Source organism: Nonomuraea sp. NPDC049158, from assembly GCF_040648335.1.
Lineage (GTDB): Bacteria > Actinomycetota > Actinomycetes > Streptosporangiales > Streptosporangiaceae > Nonomuraea.
On sequence record NZ_JBEZDM010000048.1, the window covers coordinates 23809 to 41315 of the forward strand.

At 68.2% G+C, this 17507-nt stretch carries 16 protein-coding genes; 12 read left to right on the top strand and 4 right to left on the bottom strand.

Annotated features, from left to right (window positions below; all coding sequences use genetic code 11):
- Positions 1-52: 52 nt before the first annotated feature.
- From AB0B61_RS51300 to AB0B61_RS51310, 3 genes are read left to right on the top strand one after another with little or no spacing between them, the layout of a single operon-like run.
- The gene (locus AB0B61_RS51300; RefSeq protein WP_358448603.1) at positions 53-2620 is read left to right on the top strand and encodes a transglycosylase domain-containing protein; all 2568 of its coding nucleotides are present in this window, start codon (positions 53-55) and stop codon (positions 2618-2620) included.
- Positions 2617-3936, top strand: a complete 1320-nt coding sequence (locus tag AB0B61_RS51305; protein ID WP_358448605.1) for a glycosyltransferase 87 family protein — start codon at positions 2617-2619, stop codon at positions 3934-3936. Before AB0B61_RS51300 ends, AB0B61_RS51305 begins: the two co-directional genes overlap by 4 nt.
- 2 nt (positions 3937-3938) lie before the next feature.
- Positions 3939-5003: a mannosyltransferase family protein gene (locus AB0B61_RS51310; protein WP_358448607.1), complete on the top strand. Its 1065-nt coding sequence runs from the start codon at positions 3939-3941 to the stop codon at positions 5001-5003.
- A gap of 63 nt (positions 5004-5066) precedes the next feature.
- Here AB0B61_RS51310 and AB0B61_RS51315 read toward each other — a convergent pair whose 3' ends face one another.
- Positions 5067-5810 (bottom strand): deoxyribonuclease IV, encoded by a 744-nt coding sequence (locus tag AB0B61_RS51315; RefSeq protein ID WP_225300942.1) that lies wholly within the window; start codon positions 5808-5810, stop codon positions 5067-5069.
- Between the two features lie 72 nt (positions 5811-5882).
- Between AB0B61_RS51315 and AB0B61_RS51320 the strand changes: the two genes are divergently transcribed.
- The gene (locus AB0B61_RS51320; RefSeq protein WP_357655312.1) at positions 5883-6062 is read left to right on the top strand and encodes a hypothetical protein; all 180 of its coding nucleotides are present in this window, start codon (positions 5883-5885) and stop codon (positions 6060-6062) included.
- Between the two features lie 54 nt (positions 6063-6116).
- On the opposite strand, the gene AB0B61_RS51325 is transcribed toward AB0B61_RS51320, so the two are convergent.
- A complete protein-coding gene (locus tag AB0B61_RS51325; RefSeq protein WP_358448608.1) occupies positions 6117-6443 on the bottom strand; it encodes a hypothetical protein in 327 nt (108 codons plus the stop codon).
- Between the two features lie 177 nt (positions 6444-6620).
- Between AB0B61_RS51325 and rpsF the strand changes: the two genes are divergently transcribed.
- The 7 genes from rpsF (at position 6621) to AB0B61_RS51360 (ending at position 10972) form a co-directional block, all read left to right on the top strand.
- Positions 6621-6911, top strand: coding sequence for a 30S ribosomal protein S6 (rpsF, locus tag AB0B61_RS51330; RefSeq protein WP_026214314.1), 291 nt, complete (start codon positions 6621-6623; stop codon positions 6909-6911).
- Positions 6912-6998: 87 nt separating this feature from the next.
- Positions 6999-7574 (top strand): single-stranded DNA-binding protein, encoded by a 576-nt coding sequence (locus tag AB0B61_RS51335; protein ID WP_358448609.1) that lies wholly within the window; start codon positions 6999-7001, stop codon positions 7572-7574.
- Between the two features lie 62 nt (positions 7575-7636).
- Positions 7637-7873 (top strand): 30S ribosomal protein S18, encoded by a 237-nt coding sequence (gene rpsR / locus AB0B61_RS51340; RefSeq protein ID WP_020543048.1) that lies wholly within the window; start codon positions 7637-7639, stop codon positions 7871-7873.
- Positions 7874-7888: 15 nt separating this feature from the next.
- Complete coding sequence (gene rplI, locus AB0B61_RS51345) at positions 7889-8335, top strand: 50S ribosomal protein L9 (RefSeq protein WP_225300946.1); 447 nt, start codon at positions 7889-7891, stop codon at positions 8333-8335.
- Positions 8336-8490: 155 nt separating this feature from the next.
- Positions 8491-9357: an ABC transporter substrate-binding protein gene (locus tag AB0B61_RS51350; RefSeq protein WP_358448611.1), complete on the top strand. Its 867-nt coding sequence runs from the start codon at positions 8491-8493 to the stop codon at positions 9355-9357.
- A gap of 11 nt (positions 9358-9368) precedes the next feature.
- A complete protein-coding gene (locus tag AB0B61_RS51355) occupies positions 9369-10232 on the top strand; it encodes an amino acid ABC transporter permease (protein WP_358448613.1) in 864 nt (287 codons plus the stop codon).
- On the top strand, positions 10229-10972 hold the full coding sequence (locus AB0B61_RS51360; RefSeq protein ID WP_358448615.1) for an amino acid ABC transporter ATP-binding protein: 744 nt from the start codon (positions 10229-10231) through the stop codon (positions 10970-10972). The genes AB0B61_RS51355 and AB0B61_RS51360 overlap by 4 nt, the downstream gene beginning before the upstream one ends.
- Positions 10973-11026: 54 nt before the next feature.
- Here AB0B61_RS51360 and AB0B61_RS51365 read toward each other — a convergent pair whose 3' ends face one another.
- Both AB0B61_RS51365 and AB0B61_RS51370 read right to left on the bottom strand, forming a co-directional pair.
- Positions 11027-12508 carry an amino acid permease gene (locus AB0B61_RS51365; protein WP_358448661.1) on the bottom strand — a complete coding sequence of 494 codons (1482 nt, stop codon included), beginning with the start codon at positions 12506-12508 and terminating at the stop codon, positions 11027-11029.
- A 62-nt stretch (positions 12509-12570) separates the two neighbouring features.
- Entirely contained in the window at positions 12571-13872 is a 1302-nt protein-coding gene (locus AB0B61_RS51370) for an MATE family efflux transporter (protein ID WP_358448617.1), read from the bottom strand.
- A gap of 342 nt (positions 13873-14214) precedes the next feature.
- Between AB0B61_RS51370 and AB0B61_RS51375 the strand changes: the two genes are divergently transcribed.
- Positions 14215-17502 carry a replicative DNA helicase gene (locus tag AB0B61_RS51375; RefSeq protein ID WP_358448662.1) on the top strand — a complete coding sequence of 1096 codons (3288 nt, stop codon included), beginning with the start codon at positions 14215-14217 and terminating at the stop codon, positions 17500-17502.
- The last annotated feature ends 5 nt before the right edge of the window (positions 17503-17507 follow it).

The following is a 17507-nucleotide window of genomic DNA, read 5'->3' on the forward strand; positions in this document are numbered from 1 at the left end:
GGCGGCACAGCCTCAGCGTCGGCCGGAAGCCGCGTACGAGCAGACCGGCGCGATGGCCGCCCAGCCATACGCGGGCCCGCAGCAGCCGGGCCCCCAGCAAGTGGGCTCCCAGCAGCCGGGCATGCCGCAACCAGGCCCCCAGCAGCCGGGTCCGGGCGGTCCCGGCCCCCGCCAGCCGGGACGGCGCGAGGCCGCGCCCCGCGAGCCGGGGCGGCGCCAGGGCAGCCGCGAACGGTCGCGCGGCGAAGGCGAATACGACACCCGCGCCCGCAGCAACCAGGAGACCATGATCAGCGACGCCCCCAGGCGGGCGCGCGGGCGAGGCTCCGGCGGACCTCAAGGGCCTGGTGGCCCCGGCGGTCCCGAAGGTCCTGAGCGGCCCGAGGACGAGCGGCCGAAGTGGCGCCGCTTCATCCCCAGCTGGAAGATCGTCATGGCCTCGACGACGGTCCTCGCGGCCGGCATCTTCGGCATGATCGCGGTGGCCTACGCCAATACTCCGGTGCCCGACGAGAACGACACGCAGGCCGGGGCGACCGCCCAGGGCAGCACCGTCTACTACTCAGATGGCAAGACGGTCATCGCCAAGCTCGGCACGCCCCGGAAGATCATCGATATCAGCCAGATGTCCGAGAAACTCCAGCACGCCACGGTGGCCATCGAGAACGACACGTTCTACGAGGACTCCGGCATCTCCATCTCCGGCATGGCCCGCTCGCTGTGGATGACCGCGACGGGCCAGCAGTTGCAGGGCGCCTCGACGATCACCCAGCAGATGGCCCGCGGTTACTACGGCGGCCTCAGCTCGGAGGTCTCGATCAAGCGCAAGGTCAGCGAGATCTTCATCGCGGTCAAGATCAACCAGACGAAGTCCAAAGAGAAAATCCTTCAGACCTACCTCAACACCGTCAACTTCGGCCGGGCCTACGGCGTCGAGGCGGCAGCCCAGGCGTATTTCGGCACGAAGAAGCACGCCTCGAACCTCACCCTGTCGGAGGCGGCCTACCTGGCCGCGCACATCCAGACGCCGAGCTGGGGCTCTGAGGACCCCGCGCTCAAATACCGCTGGAAGACCGTCCTGGACTACATGGCCAAGCAGTGGCCGGACAAATACGCCGCGGAAGCGAAGACGGCGGAGTGGCCCAAGATCAAGAAGTCCAACACGGACAGCGCCTACGCGGGTCTCAACGGCTACATGCTCGAGGCGGTCACCCGGGAACTCGAGGCGCGCGGCATCACCATGGACGCCATCAAGAGCAGCGGCTACGAGATCGTCACCACCTTCGACAAGAGGCTCATGCAGGCCGCCAAGACCGCGGTGCTGGAGTCGACGCGGGGCAAGTCGAGGGAGTACCACACCAGTCTCGCCGCCGTCGACCCCAGGAACGGCCGTGTGGTGGCCTTCTACGGAGGCACTGACTACCTCAAGGACCCGTGGAACGAGCCCTTCGACTCGGCCAAGCAGGCCGCCTCCGCGTTCAAGCCCTACGTCCTGGCCGCGTGGCTGAAGGCCGGGAAATCGATCAACAGTTACGTGCCGGGCAGCGTTACGGTGCCGAAGGAACTGCCTGGGCAGCAGCCCGGCGGATTCAAGAACAGTCACAACGTGGGCGCCTCGATCGACGTGGTCAAGGCGACCGCGCAGTCCGTCAACACCGCCTACGTGTCGATGGCGTACGCGCTGCCCGAGAAGCTCGACGATGTCAGGAACCTCGTTGAGGCGGCCGGGTTCAGCAAGGCGCGCATGGATGAGGACGTCCGGAAGCACGGCTTCGGGTTCGCCATCGGCAGCGCACCGGTGACCGCCGTGGAGCAGGCGGCCGGCTACTCGATCTTCGCCAACGGTGGCAAGTACACCAAGTATCACGTGGTGGAGAAGATCAAGCTGAACAAGCAGATCGCCTACCCCGAGCAGAGGGCCGTCAAGAACGTGATCAGCCCTGAGGCCGCCGCCGACGCGACGGTCGCCATGCAGGAGGTGCTGCGGAGCGGCACCGCGGCGGGCAAGGGCCTGGGCAACCGCCCGGCGGCGGGCAAGACCGGCACGAACAACGACGAGAAGGAAGCCTGGTTCGTCGGTTACACCCCGCAGCTTTCTACCGCAGTGGGTATGTACCGCGAGGTGTGCAAGACGAAGAAGGGCACCGTCGTCCAGCCCATCAACTCGAACTGCCCCAGCACCCCGAGGGGCAAGCCTTCCAAGAAATACAGCGCCGAGAAGCCCTACACCACGGCGTTTGAGACGACTCTGGGCTTCGAGGGTGCGGACACGCCCACGACGATCTGGCGCGCGTTCATGACTGCCGCCCTCCAGAACAAGCCGGTCGAGCAGTTCCCCGACAGGTCCGACATCGGGCAGCCGGAGAACATCGTGCCGAGTCCCACACCCACGCCGACGCCCACCGAGGACGACCCGTCCCTCGACGACCCCAACGCCAACTGTGGCGTCGTCCCGCCGTGCACCGGCGACGACCCCGACCAGATCATCACGGTCGACCCCAACGAGAACGGCGAGCCGCAGGACGACGGCGGCGGTTTCGACGGGCGGGGCAGCCAGGGTCAGGGGGTCAACCCGGTCATCGTTCCCGGTCCGATGCCGAGCAGACGCGAGGACTGGTGAAGTCGAGCACCGAGGTCCGCCCACCGCTCATGAACCGGGCCGTGCCGTACCTTCCCCTGGGGCTGTTCGCGGCCCTGGGGGCCACGCTCGCCTACATCGTGCGGCTGCCCTGCCGCACGGGCGGGTGGAACGACCAGGTCTCGACGTACACGAACTTCTGCTACACCGACATCTACCCGCTCTACTTCGACCGGCAGCTGGCGACGCAGAACCCCTACTTCGCCGACGTGCCGTTCGACAAGCACGTCGAATACCCGGTGGTCCTCGGCGAGGTCATGCAGGTGATCAGCTGGATCGCCCGCTGGCTGGAGCGCGACGTGGTCGCCCAGGCGGTCAGGTTCTACGACATCACCGTCATCCTGCTCGGCGTCTGCCTGGTGGCCGGCGTGCTGCTGATGGCGGCGGTGGCGGGGCCGACCAGGCGGTGGGACGCGCTCTGGTACGCGCTCGCCCCGTCGATCGTCCTGGCCGCCTACATCAACTGGGACCTGGTCGCGGGCGCGCTGTCGATGGGCATGCTGCTGGCCTGGGCCCGGAAGCGGCAGGTGCTGGCGGGCGTGCTGCTCGGCCTGGCGATCGCGACGAAGTTCTACCCGATCATGTTCGTCGGCGCGCTCTTTCTGCTCACCATGCGCACCGCGCGCTGGCGGCCGTTCCTCGTCACGATGGGCGCGACCGCCGGGTCGTGGCTGGTGGTCAACGTGCCGTTCATGGTGCTGGCCTGGGACGGCTGGCGCCGGTTCTACGTCTTCTCCGAGGAACGCGGCGTCGACTGGGGCTCGCCCTGGCTGTTCTTCCAGAGCAAGGGCTGGCCGATCCTGGGCGACACCGACGTCAGCCGCCTGGGCATGGTCTCGCTGGGCCTGCTGTGCCTGGGCATCGCGGCCCTCACGCTGATGGCGCCGCGCCGGCCGAGACTGGCGCAGATCTGCTTCCTCGCGCTGGCCGCGTTCATGATGACGAACAAGGTGTGGTCGCCGCAGTTCGTCCTGTGGCTGGTGCCCTTCGCGGTGCTGGCCAGGCCCAACTGGAAGCCGATCGCGCTCTGGCAGGTCGCCGAGATCTGGTACTTCTGCGCGATCTGGCTCTATCTGCTCTCCCAGTCTCCGGTCAGCCGTCCCGACCTGGGCATCGGTGACAACACCTACTTCACCGCCGTATGGGGACGGGTCCTCACGATCGCCATCATGATGGCCTTCGTGGTACGTGACATCCTGCGTCCCGACAAGGACGTCATCCGGCAGACCGGCATCGACGACCAGGTCGGCGGGGTCTTCGACGGCGCCCCGGACCGGTTCACCCTGCGCCCGGCCTAGCCATGATCACCCGCTCGGCCGACCGCGACGCGACGCTCCTCTGGTTCGCCTCGCGTGGCGGGCTGCTGGTGGCGACGCTGCTCGGCGTCGCGCTGCACGACTACGTGGGCACGTGGCGGAAGTGGGACGCCGGGCTGTTCATCACGATCGCCGAGCACGGCTATGACGGCGACCCCGGCAGGCCGCCGGACGCCGGGCTGCCCGCGTTCTTCCCCGGCCTGCCGCTGGCGATGCGGGTGGTCCACCTCGTGGTGCCGGACTGGACGGCCTGCGGGCTGATCGTCTCGCTGGTCGCCGGGCTGGTGGCGGTGGTGGCGCTGGCCAGGCTGACCGAGTGGGAGGGCGGCTCGGGATGGGCCGCGGTGGCCGGGCTGCTGCTGTTCCCGATGGCCGTCTTCCTGGTCGCCGGTTACAGCGAGGCGCTGTTCCTGGCCTTCGCGATCCCCGCCTGGCTGGCCGCCCGCCAGGGCCGATGGCCGCTCGCCGCCGCCCTGGCCGCGGGCGCCTCCTGCGTACGCATCACCGGGCTGTTCCTGGCTGTCGCGCTGATCGTGGAGTTCCTCACCAGCAGGCAGCCCGTACGGCGGGCGCCGTGGCTGCTGGTCCCCTTCCTGCCGCTGGTGGCGTACTCCTTCTTCCACTACAGCCGCTCGGGAGACTGGCTCGCCTGGAAGCACGCCCAGGAGGCCGGGTGGGGACGGCAGATGGTGTGGCCGTGGCAGGCGTGGAGCACCACGTGGCAGTCGGCCCTGGGCGCCGGTGACTTCGCGGTCGCCTTCCGGATGGAGCTGGCCGGTGCGGTGGTGACCGTGGCCGCGCTCATCTGGCTGCTGGTCATGCGCCGGTGGAGCGAGCTGGTCTACACGGGGTTACAGGCAGGCGCGCTGATGACCTCGGCGTACTATCTGTCGATCCCGCGCTCGCTGCTGCTGTGGTTCCCGCTGTGGGTGGCGTTCGGCCGGCTGGTGGCCCGGCATCCATGGGTGATGGTGGTGTACGCCCTGGTGTCGGGGCCGCTCATGCTGCTCGACGTGGTCCGCTTCCTGAGCGGCGCCTGGGCAGGATGATCTCCATACCCACTTCCGGGACTCGGTAATCCAGATAAGTTATCCACAGGCTGTGTGTAATCGTTAGAGGTTCTTCCTCAGGAACGCGATGTCGTCGGCCTGGCCCTCGCCGGGCGTCTCCACCACGATGGGCGCGGCGGCCGCGCGGCAGACCGCCAGGATGAGCTCGGGGTCGATCTTCCCGTTGCCCAGGTTGGCGTGCCGGTCGGCGCCGGAGTCGAACTCGTCGCGCGAGTCGTTGCAGTGCACCAGGTCGATGCGGCCGGTGATCGCCTTGACCCGGTCGACCAGGTCGAGGAGCTCCTCGCCGCCCGCGTGCGCGTGGCAGGTGTCGAGGCAGAAGCCCACGTCGAAGCCGTCGAGCGCGTCCCAGAGCCGGGCGATGCGGTCGAGCCTGCGGGCAATCGCGTTGTCGCCACCCGCGGTGTTCTCGATCAGCACCGGGATCGGGCACTCCATGCGCTCGAACACCTTGCGCCAGTTGTCGAACCCGATCTGCGGGTCCTCGTTCTTGTTCAGGTGGCCGCCGTGCACGATCAGGCCCTTGGCGCCGAGCCCGGCCGCCGCCTCCAGGTGCTGGGCGAGCAGCTTGCGGCTGGGAATCCTGATGCGGTTGTTGGTGGTGGCCACGTTGATCAGGTAGGGCGCGTGGATGTAGATGTCGACGCCCTCGACCGGCTCGGCCGGCAGCACGGGCTTCTTGTAGCCCTGTGGATCGCCCAGGAAGAACTGCACCACCTCGGCCCCGATCGCGGCCGCGTGAGCGGCTGGGTCGTCCTGGCCTACGTGAGCTCCGATGCGCACCATGTCACGAGCTTATCCGTTTGGAGCAGAGGGCTCAGGGAAGTCGCCAGGCGCCCCCTACGCGAGGAGAACGATATGACGCGCTGGCGCTGGCGCTCACTGATCTTCTTATTCTGGGTTCTTATCGGCATATATGTGGCCTGGGTCTACCACTACATCACGCCGGGGATCCTCCGGAACATCGCCGAGGCGCTCCTCGCGGTCTTCCTCTGGTTCCTGGTGCTGCTCGGCGTGGATCTGCATATCGGCAAGTGAGCTGAAACGAACGGTCCCGGCCCGGCCGGGACCGTTTCGTGTGCCACGAGCGGCTTACGGCAGGAATCCGCCGTGCGCGATGCCGAGCGCGACGCCGACGAATGACGCCACCAGGCCGATGATGTTCAGCGTGCGCTGGGGCGTGGTCACCGAGACGTACTGGGAGTAGAGCCCCATCCCAAATCCCAGCGTGCCGAACCACGCGGAGATCGGGTGGGCGGCGACGAAGAACGTCGAGATGAAGGCCACCAGCCCGCACACGAGCGTGGCGACGGCCAGGATGTTCTCGATCGGATGCGGCGCCCCGTCGCTGTTGAGCGTGAGTCTGAACCGCTGGGTCTCCGGTGGTTGAAGGATGTGCGGCACTAATGTCACCCCCATGGGTTTCCTACAGGTCCTTCCCATCCGCGAGCGGCTGGTAACCTGGTCAAGCTGCGTTGTGATGGGTGATCCATCAGCCTGAGACGCCGAAAGGGGTGTCCGGGTCCTGACGTCAGCGTCCTCCTGTCACGGCAGAGTGTCGTGACCGCAAAAGTCCAGAGGAGGTTGGAGTCCCGCATGCGTCGTTACGAAGTAATGGTCATTCTGGACCCTTCGCTCGATGAGCGCACTGTGGCGCCGTCCCTCGACCAGTTCCTCACCGTCGTCCGCAACGACGGCGGCACTGTGGAGAAGGTCGACGTCTGGGGCCGTCGCCGTCTTGCCTACGACATCGACAAGAAGTCTGAAGGCATCTACGCCGTCATCGACCTGTCCGCGGAGCCCGCGACGGTCAAGGAGCTCGACCGGCAGATGAACCTCAACGAGGGCATCCTGCGCACCAAGGTTCTCCGCCCCGACGTGCACTAAGCAGCCGTTGCCCGGCTTTTTGTCGGGCGGCAGCCGTACTCTGAGCCGTAACCAAAGCGAAGGCGTGCAGGAAGGCGAGCGCAAGCCATGGCAGCAGGCGACACCGTAATCACCATCGTCGGCAATCTTGTCGACGATCCGGAGCTGCGCTTCACCCCCACGGGTCAAGCCGTGGCTCGATTCCGCATCGCGTCCACTCCGCGGTTCATGGACCGCCAGACCAACGAGTGGAAAGACGGCGAAAGCCTCTTTCTGACCTGCAACGTGTGGCGGCAGGCGGCGGAGAACGCCGCCGAGAGCCTCCAGCGCGGCATGCGGGTCATCGTGCAGGGGCGGCTCAAGCAGCGGTCTTACGAGACCAAGGAAGGCGAGAAGCGCACGGTCTACGAGGTCGAGGTCGACGAGGTCGGCCCGTCTCTGCGTAACGCCACGGCCAAGGTCAACCGCACCACCCGTCAGGGTGGCGGCGGTGGCGGCGGCTTCGGCGGCGGCCCGGCCGACGACCCGTGGGCCTCCGCGTCGCCCGCTCCGCCCCAGGGCGGCGGCGGTTTCGGCGGCGGCGGCGGCGGTGGCGGCTTCCAGGGCGGCGGTCAGCAGGGCGGCTCCGGCGGCGGCGGCTTCGGCGGCGGCGGCAACGACTTCAGCGACGAACCGCCTTTCTAATTCCAGTTCACCAGCCCGAGTCCATTCCCGCTTGACGGCGGGGCTCTGAAAGGAGCACCACGATGGCAAAGCCGGCACTGCGCAAGCCCAAGAAGAAGGTTTGCCTGTTCTGCCACGACAAGATCTCCTACGTCGACTACAAGGACACGGCTCTGCTGCGGAAGTTCATCTCCGACCGCGGCAAGATCCGGGCCCGCCGGGTGACGGGCAACTGCACCCAGCACCAGCGTGACGTGGCGACCGCGATCAAGAACGCCCGTGAGGTGGCTCTGCTGCCTTACACGAGCACCGCGCGCTAAGGGAGGACTGTCGATATGAAGCTCATCCTCACCAACGAGGTCTCCGGCCTCGGCACCCCTGGCGACATCGTCGAGGTCAAGGACGGCTACGGCCGTAACTTCCTCATCCCGCGCGGCTACGCCATGCGCTGGACGCGTGGCGCCGAGAAGCAGATCGAGTCGATCAAGAAGGCTCGTGACGCTCGCGAGATCCGCGACCTGGGCACGGCCAAGGAGGTCGCCGGCCAGCTCGGCGCCCTGCGCGTCCGCCTGGTCACCCGCGCGGGCGACTCCGGCCGCCTGTTCGGGTCGATCACCACGGGTGACGTCGCCGAGGCCGTCAAGGCCGCCGGCGGTCCCATCCTCGACCGCCGCCGCATCGAGATCGTCAACCCGATCAAGAGCGTCGGCTCGCACAAGGTCAGCGTCAAGCTGCACCCCGAGGTCTCGGCGTCGGTCGACGTCGAGGTCGTCGCCGGCTGACGACTCTCAGCCTCGTCGCTGCCCCCTCTCGCCTGCGAGAGGGGGCAGTGCTGTCTCTATGGCCGGTATGGGTGCAGGTGGGGGACATGGTTAACCGTCCCGCAGCGTAGGATTTGCTCGTTCTTCCCGCGCCCCTTCCCTGGAGGCCCCCAGCCATGGCCCGACCCTCGACGCTGCTGGCCCTTGGCGTGCTCGCGGCGGCGGCCGTCGCCTGCGCCCCCGCCGACACTCCGCCCAGCGGCGCCACGCTCAGTCCCACGGCGTCCACTGCGTGCACCAAGGACCAGCTCAAACTGGTCAACGCGGGCAAACTGACGATCGCCACCGACAAGCCCGCCTTCGAGCCGTGGTTCAAGGACGACGACCCGAGCAACGGCCAGGGCTTCGAGAGCGCGGTCGCGTTCGCCGTCGCGGGCGAGCTCGGCTTCGACCGCTCCGAGGTGCAGTGGAGCACGGTCAAGTTCGACTCCGCCTTCGCGCCGGGCGCCAAGCAGTTCGACTTCGACATCAACGAGGTCTCGATCACCCCGGACCGGGCCAAGGCGGTCGACTTCAGCCACGGCTACTACACGGTCAAGCAGGCCGTCGTGGCCATGGGGGACGGCAAGTTCGCCGCCGCGAAGAGCCTGGCCGAGCTCAAGGACGCCAAGATAGGCGTACAGGTCGGCACGACCTCCCTCAACGCGGTCAAGGAGGTCATCAAGCCCGGCGCCGAGCCCAACGTCTACACCGATCAGATCGACGCCATCAACGCGCTGAAGAACAAGCAGGTAGACGCGATCGTCGTGGACCTGCCCACGGCCTTCTACGTGACGGCCGCGCAGGTCGAGAAGTCGAAGATCGTCGGCCAGTTCGGCTCGACCGGCGGGACGCCCGAGGAGTTCGGCCTGGTCATGGAGAAGGGCAGCGCGCTCAAGCCGTGCGTCGACAAGGCCGTCGACGCGCTGAAGTCCAAGGGCGAGCTGACCAAGATCGAGCAGCAGTGGCTCAGCGCGGCCGCGGGCGCGCCCGAGCTGAAGTGAGCGAGCCTTCTGTGAGCGAGCCTTCAGCGAGTGAGAGCGCTGGGGGCTGGGTCAAGAGCGAGCGGCAGCTCGAACGCGAGCGGGTCCGCAGGTCGCGGGCCCGGCGCTCGACGTCCATCGCCAGCGCCTCGACGATCATCTTCCTCGTCCTGGTCGTGGTGGTGGTCACCCACTCGCCCGGCTGGCCGCGGGTGCGGGAGGCGTTCTTCAACCCGGAGTGGTTCGTCAAGGCGCTGCCGGAGGTCCTGACCGGGTTCCTGCTCAACATCAAGATCTTCCTGATCGCGGAGCCGCTGATCCTGCTCGTCGGGGTGCTGGTGGCCCTGGCCCGCACCGTCACGGCGCCCGCCTTCTTCCCGATCCGGGCGCTGGCCACGCTCTACACCGACATCTTCCGCGGCGTGCCGACGATTCTGGTCATCTACCTGGTCGGCTTCGGGTTGCCGGCGCTCAGGCTGCAGGGCATTCCGACGGATCTGGCCACGCTCGGCATCATCGGCCTGACGCTCTCGTACGGCGCGTACGTGGCCGAGGTGTTCCGCGCGGGCATCGAGTCGGTCCATCCCAGCCAGGTGGCGGCGGCCCGCTCGCTGGGCCTGAGCCACGCCAAGGCGATGCGCTTCGTCGTGCTCCCGCAGGCCACCCGCCGGGTCGTCCCGCCGCTGCTCAACGACTTCATCTCCCTGCAGAAGGACACAGCGCTGGTGGCCACCATCGGGCCGCTGGAGGCGCTGAGGCAGGCGCAGATCATCGCGGCCAGCAAGTTCAACTACACGCCTTACCTGGTGGCGTCGCTGCTGTTCATCCTGCTCACGATCCCGATGGCACGCTTCACCGACCACCTGGCCGCCCGTACGCGAAGGAGGCGCGGATGAGCCTGCTGACCATCGACGGGGTGTGGAAGAACTTCCGCGGCCACAGCGTCCTGCGCGGCATCGACCTGGAGGTACGCCCGCACGAGGTCGTCAGCCTGATCGGCGCGTCGGGGTCGGGCAAGTCCACGCTGCTGCGCTGCGTCAACCTGCTGGAGACCGTCGACGACGGCGCGATCCACCTCGATGGGCAGGAGATCACCGACCCTCGGGCGGACGTCGACGACGTACGCAGGCGGCTGGGCATCGTGTTCCAGGCGTTCAACCTGTTCCCGCACATGACGGTGCTCGACAACATCACGCTCGCGCCCCGGCGGGTGCACGGGGTGGCCAAGGCCGAGGCGGAGGAGCAGGCGGGCGAGCTGCTGGCCAGGTTCGGGCTGGCGGACAAGGCCCGCTCCTATCCCGACCAGCTCTCCGGCGGCCAGCAGCAGCGGGTGGCCATCGTCCGCGCGCTGGCCACCAAGCCACGGCTGATGCTGCTCGACGAGGTCACCTCGGCGCTCGACCCGGTGCTGGTGGTGGAGGTGCTCCAGGTCATCAGGGAGCTCAAGGACTCGGGGATGACGATGATCCTGGCGACCCACGAGATGGGCTTCTGTCGCGACATCTCCGACACGGTGTGCTTCCTGGACGGCGGGGTCATGCTGGAGAAGGGCCCACCGGAGCTGATCTTCACCGACCCGGAGCACGCCCGTACGAGGGACTTCCTACGGGCGGTGCTGGACTCCGGGCGGCTCTAGGGCGGTATCCCAGCCACCACGGAGCGGTCGCGACGAACCACCCGGGCAGGGTTCTCAACGCCGGTGGCGGCCTCTGGAGTGGTTCAGCGGAGGCAGCTCCGGCTCCGCCAGCAGGCTGTGGCGCCGGCCGTACCCGAGGTAGACGAGCAGCCCGAAAGCCATCCACAGGGCGAACCACACCCAGGTGAGCACCTGCAGGTTCACCATCAGCCAGAGCGTCGCCACCAGGGACAGCGCGGGCAGGAGCGGCGAGAGCGGGACCCGGAAGCCGCGGTCGAGGTGCGGCATCCGGCGCCGCATGACGATCACCCCCGCCGCGACGAACAGGAACGCGAACAGCGTCCCGATCACCACCAGCTGCTGCAGCGTGAACACCGGTACAAGCTCGGCCAGCAGGATCGCGACCACTCCGATGAGCAGCGTCACCCGCGTGGGGGTGTGATACCTGCGGCTGATCGTGGCCAGACGGCGCGGCATCAGACCGTCGCGGGCGATGGAGAACAGTACACGCGTCTGCCCCACGATCAGCACCAGGATGACCGTGGTCAGCCCGAGCACCGCGCCGATGTCGATGACGTGCGCCATCCAGTCGACGCCCACCACACGGAACGCGCTGGACAGCGGCGCGTCGGGGGAGATGCCGGTGTAGGGGATCATGCCGATCATGACCACGGCCACCGCGAGGTAGATGATCGTGGCGATCACCAGGCTGCGGATCATGCCCTTGGGGATGGCCCTGGAGGCGTTCACGGTCTCCTCGGCGGCGGTGGCGACGACGTCGAAGCCGATGTACGCGAACGCGATGGCCGAGGCCGCCGCGAACACACCGAACCAGCCGAACGCGTGACTCTGCCCCACGATCATGTCGAGCACGGTCGCCGCCGGGGTGGCCGGAGGCTTCGGCTCGGTGTAGAGGTCGCCGAAGTTGGCCACTTTGACGTACCGCGCCCCGACGACGATGACCGCCCCGATGGCCAGCAGCTTGGCCGCCACCATCACCCACAGCGCCCGCAGCCCGACCCGCGCGTTGAGCGCGACGACGCCCGTCAGCACCACCAGGATGAACAGGACGAACACGTCCTCGACCACGTTCTGGTACGGCAGGCGCACCCCGAACCCGGTGATCGCCCGGACCGTGATCAGCGCCCAGGCCCTGGCCACCACGGCGGCGGCCAGCTCCAGCTCCAGGATCAGCGCCCAGCCGATGATCCACGCCCATACCTCGCCGAAGATGACGTAGGTGAAGGTGTAGGCGCTGCCCGACGTCGGCATCGTGGACGACAGCTCGGCGTAACACAGGCAGGCCAGCAGGCAGGCGATCCCGGCGATCATGAACGACAGGATCACTCCGGGGCCGGCCATGGTCGCGGCCTGCTGCCCGGCGATGCTGAAGATGCCCGCGCCGATCATCACGCCGAGTCCGAGCACGACCAGATCGGCGGGCCGGTAGAGCTCGGCGAGGCTGTGGCGCGCGCCTGTGCGTAACCCGGTCGCCGCTTCGGGCGGCAGCCGCCGGAGGATCGTGGACAAAGGCACACCCCGCTCAGGGAACCCGCCCACAGTGCCGCACCACACGCGTAACAGCAAGCACGGGACGATTACGCCCCGGTCACCAGCCATGCCGTGCCGAGCGCCCGCTGTCCCAGCGTGATCAAACGTGCGATCATCCACGCCCCGAGCGCGCACCAAAGTGCGACGATGCCGAACTCCGAGGCGAGAAAGGCACAGGGCAGATACGCGAGCGTCGTCCACAGGGCCGCCCACGCGAGGTAGCGCTGGTCACCCGCGCCGATCAGCACCCCGTCGAGCACGAACACCACGCCGCAGACCGGCTGGAACAGCGCTACCGGCCAGAGCACGGCCAGCAACTGCTCGGTCACCTGTGGATCGGCGTCGAACAGGCCGGGCAGCAGCGGCCGGGCGGCGACGACGAGCACACCGAGCACGAACCCCGACCAGAGGCCCCACTGCACCATGCGCCGGGTCGCGGCCCTGGTGGCGGCCACGTCGCCGGCGCCGAGCGTACGGCCGGTGATGGCCTGGCCGGCGATGGCGATGGCGTCCAGGGCGAAGGCCAGCAGCGTCCAGACCTGGGTGGCGATGGCGTACGCGGCCAGCTGGGCCTGGCCCATCCTGGTGGCCACCACGGTCGCCACGACCAGCACGACGCGCAGGCAGAGGGTCCTGATGAGCAGCGCGAAGCCGGCCGTACCCGCCTGCTTGACGCCCGCCAGGTGGGGCGTGAGCGGTATGCCGAGCCGCAGCGCGCCCCTGGCCACCACGACGAGGTAGACGGCCGCCCCCAGCGTCTGGGCCAGCACGGTGCCCCAGGCCGAGCCCGCGATGCCCCAGTGCAGTCCGAGCACGAACCACGCGTTCAGTCCCGCGTTGAGCGCGAACGAGCCCACCGCGACGGTCAGCGGGGTGACCGTGTCCTGCAGGCCGCGCAGCACGCCCGTCCCGGCCAGCACGACCAGCATGCCGGGCGCGCCGAGCAGCGAGATGCGCAGGTACGTCGTGGCCTGCCCGGCCTGCTCCGGGACCGCCCCGAACAGTCCGACGATCGGCGGGGCGAGCGGCCAGCAGACCGCGATGAGGGCGGCGCCGATGGCCAGCGCGAGCCAGATGCCGTCCACGCCGCTGCGCATCGCCGTGGCGTGATGGCCCGCGCCGGTCTGGCGGGCCACGGACGCCGTCGTGCCGTACGCGAGGAAGACGCAGAGGTTCACCACCGTGGCCAGGATCGTGCCCGCGACGCCCAAGGCGCCCAGGGCGGTGGTGCCCAGCCCGTGCCCCACGATGGCATAGTCGGCGAGCAGGAAGAGCGGCTCGGCGACCAGCGCGCCGAACGCGGGCACGGCCAGGCGCAGAATCTCCCTGTCCTGCGGCGTAATGGGCATTTACCCATTATGGCCATTACACGGCGTGTCGGGCCAACTTTCTTTCCTCCACAGCCGGTGGGCAAAGTTTGTGCAGGTCATCGCGGGTGCTGTGGATTGTGAACAGAGTTATCCACAGCTCCGTCCACAGTTGTTTCACACCCTGAGCCGAATAGTGCACAGCTTGACCACAGGGTTGTCCACAGGCCGCGTTGCCGTCTCACCGCGAACCCGCGAAACTGTCAGACCGGTCGACTACAAGTGGGGGTGGTGCGACCGCCTGCAAGGTGTTGAGGGGGCGCGGTGAGCATTGACGAAGAGGGCGGCGGAGGCCCGGGTTTCGAGCGCACGCCGCCCAGCAACATCGAGGCGGAGCAGTCGGTGCTGGGCGGCATGTTGCTGTCCAAGGACGCGATCGCCGACGTGGTGGAGCTCATCCGCTCCGACGACTTCTACCGGCCCGCCCACCAGATGATCTATGACGTCATCACCGACCTCTACGGCCGCGGCGAGCCCGCCGACGCCGTCACGGTCTTCGACGATCTGCAGAAGCGCGGCGAGATGGCCCGCGTCGGGGGTGCCGCCTACCTCCACACGCTGACGGCCGTCGTCCCCACCGCGGCCAACGCCGGCTACTACGCGAAGATCGTCCGCGAGCAGGCCATTCTCCGCCGCCTCATCGAGGCCGGCACGCGCATCGTCTCCTTCGGCTACGGCGGCCAGAACGAAGAGGTCGACGACCTGGTCGACCGCGCGCAGGCGGAGATCTACAAGGTCACCGAGCGGCGCACGTCCGAGGACTACGCGCCGCTGGCCGACATCATGCCGGGCGCCCTCGACGAACTGGAGGCCATCGGCAGCCGCAGCGGCCAGATGGTCGGCGTGCCGACCGGCTTCCAGGACCTCGACCAGCTCACCAACGGCCTGCACCCGGGCCAGATGATCGTTGTCGCCGCCCGCCCGGCCATCGGCAAGGCACTGGCGCTCGACACGCCGCTGCCGACCCCGACGGGCTGGACGACCATGGGCGAGGTCGCGGTCGGCGAGCGGCTCCTCGGGGGCGACGGCAGGCCGACGCGGGTGGTCGCGGCCACCGAGGTCATGCGTGACAGGCCGTGTTACGAGGTGGAGTTCAGCGACGGCACGGTGATCGTCGCGGACGCCGGGCACCAGTGGCGGACGGCGCACGGGGTGCTGACCACGGAGGAGATCTTCAAGGCTGACGGAGGGGCGGCCCACGCGGTCGCGGTGTCGGCGCCGTTCGCGCTCGACGAGCAGGAGCTTCCCGTGCCGCCGTACGAGCTCGGAGTCCGGCTTGGCGACCGCACCAGCGCCGATGCGGACCAGCACATCCCCTCGCCCTACCTGCGCGCCTCAGAGGGACAGCGACGCGACCTGCTGGCCGGCCTGCTCGCTTCGGACGGTTTCGCCGGGGAAGAGGGGCGGATCCTGTTCGGGGGAGCCGTGGCGAGCCGGCGGCTCGCTCATGACGTGCGCGAGCTCGTCCTGAGTCTTGGCTACAACGTCACCACCACGCAGGCCGACCAGCGCTACTCACTCGACTTCAGCACAGAGGCCCGCTCCATCGTGGACGTGCGCCCGGTCCCCTCTCAGCCGGTCCGCTGCGTCGAGGTGGACAACGCCGACCACCTCTACCTGGCGGGCAGGACGTGCGTCCCCACCCACAACAGCACCTTGGGGCTGGACTTCGCCCGTTCCGCGGCGATCAAGCATGGGATGACCACCGTCATCTTCTCGCTGGAAATGTCGCGCAATGAGATCACGATGCGTCTGTTGTCGGCCGAGGCGCGGGTGGCGCTGCACTCCATGCGCTCGGGCACGATGGGCGATGACGACTGGACCAGGCTGGCCCGGCGGATGAGCGAGGTGGCCGAGGCGCCGCTGTTCATCGACGACTCGCCCAACATGTCGATGATGGAGATCCGGGCCAAGTGCCGGCGCCTGAAGCAGCGCAACGACCTGCGCTTCGTGGTCATCGACTACCTCCAGCTGATGAGCTCGCCGAAGAAGACCGAGAGCCGCCAGAACGAGGTCTCGGAGATCTCCCGTGCGATCAAGCTGCTGGCCAAGGAGCTGGAGGTGCCGGTCATCGCGATCTCCCAGCTCAACCGAGGCCCCGAGCAGCGCACCGACAAGCGGCCCGCGGTCAGCGACCTGCGCGAGTCCGGCTGCCTGACGGCAGACACCCGCGTCCTTCGGGCCGACACGGGCGCGGAGGTGTCGCTGGGGGAGCTTCTGGAGTCTGGCGCACGCGACATCCCCGTGTGGTCGCTGGATGAGAAGTTGCGGCTCGTGCCGCGGACCATGACGCATGTCTTTCCCAGCGGAACCAAGGAAGTCTTCAGGCTGCGGCTGACGTCGGGCCGCGAGATCGAGGCGACGGCCAATCACCCCTTCATGACCTACGACGGCTGGCGACCTCTGGGGGAGATCGGACCGGGCACTCGCCTTGCCGTTCCGCGCCACGTTCCCGCCCCTCAAGATCTTCAGGAGTGGCCCGAGGAGGAGGTCATCCTCCTCGGGCACATGATCGGAGATGGTTCGTTCGTCAGGAACCAGCCGATTCGGTACGCAAGCACGGACGAGACTTGCCTGGAAGCTGTGACGATGGCCGCCACGCATTTCGGAGTGGGTGCGGTCCGGGACGACTATGCCGCCGGGCCGGTCACCACACTGCGGCTACCTGCCCCCTATCGGCTCACGCACGGCAAGCGCGACCCCATCGCCGCCTGGCTCGACGGCCTGGGTCTGTTCGGCCTTCGCAGTCACGACAAGTTCGTTCCCCAGGAAGTCTTCTCTCTGCCGAAGAAGCAGATCGCCCTGTTCCTGCGTCACCTGTGGGCGGCAGACGGATGCGTCTGGTGGGACGAAAAGCTCGGCCAGTCGCGGATCTCCTATGCCTCGACGAGCCGGCGGCTGATCGATGACGTCGCGCGGCTGCTGCTCCGGTTCAACGTGATGACTCGCATCAAGACAACCCGGAAGGGCGACTACCGGCCGGGGTATCAACTGCACATCTACGGCGCGGAGAACCAGCTCCGGTTCCTGGAGGAGGTGGGCGTGGTCGGCGAACGAGCAAAGCATGCCGCTCGCTGCCTTCCAGCGCTGCGGGCAGCCAAGAGCAACACCAACCTCGACACGGTTCCCCGTGAGATCTGGGACCGTGTTCGGGACGTGCTGACACAGAAGAGCATGACCCATCGGGCGTTCTCGAACGCGCCGGGGACCCAACTCTGCGGCAGCGCCTTGGGGAAGCACGCACCCAGCCGGGAGCGTCTGGGTCGGGTGGCGGCGATTCTGGATGACGCCCAGATGGAGATGCTGGCGACGAACGACGTCTTCTGGGACGAGGTGGTTTCGATCGAGAGCCTAGGAGAGCAGCCGGTCTATGACGCCACGGTGCTGGGAACCCACAACTTCGTCGCCAACGGGATCTCCGTCCACAACAGCATCGAGCAGGACGCCGACATGGTCATCCTGCTGCACCGCGAAGACGCCTACGAACGGGAGTCGCCGCGGGCGGGCGAGGCGGACCTGATCGTAGCCAAGCACCGAAACGGCCCCACGGCGACCGTCACGGTGGCCTTCCAGGGCCACTACAGCCGCTTCGTCGACATGGCCCAGCATTAGCGCGG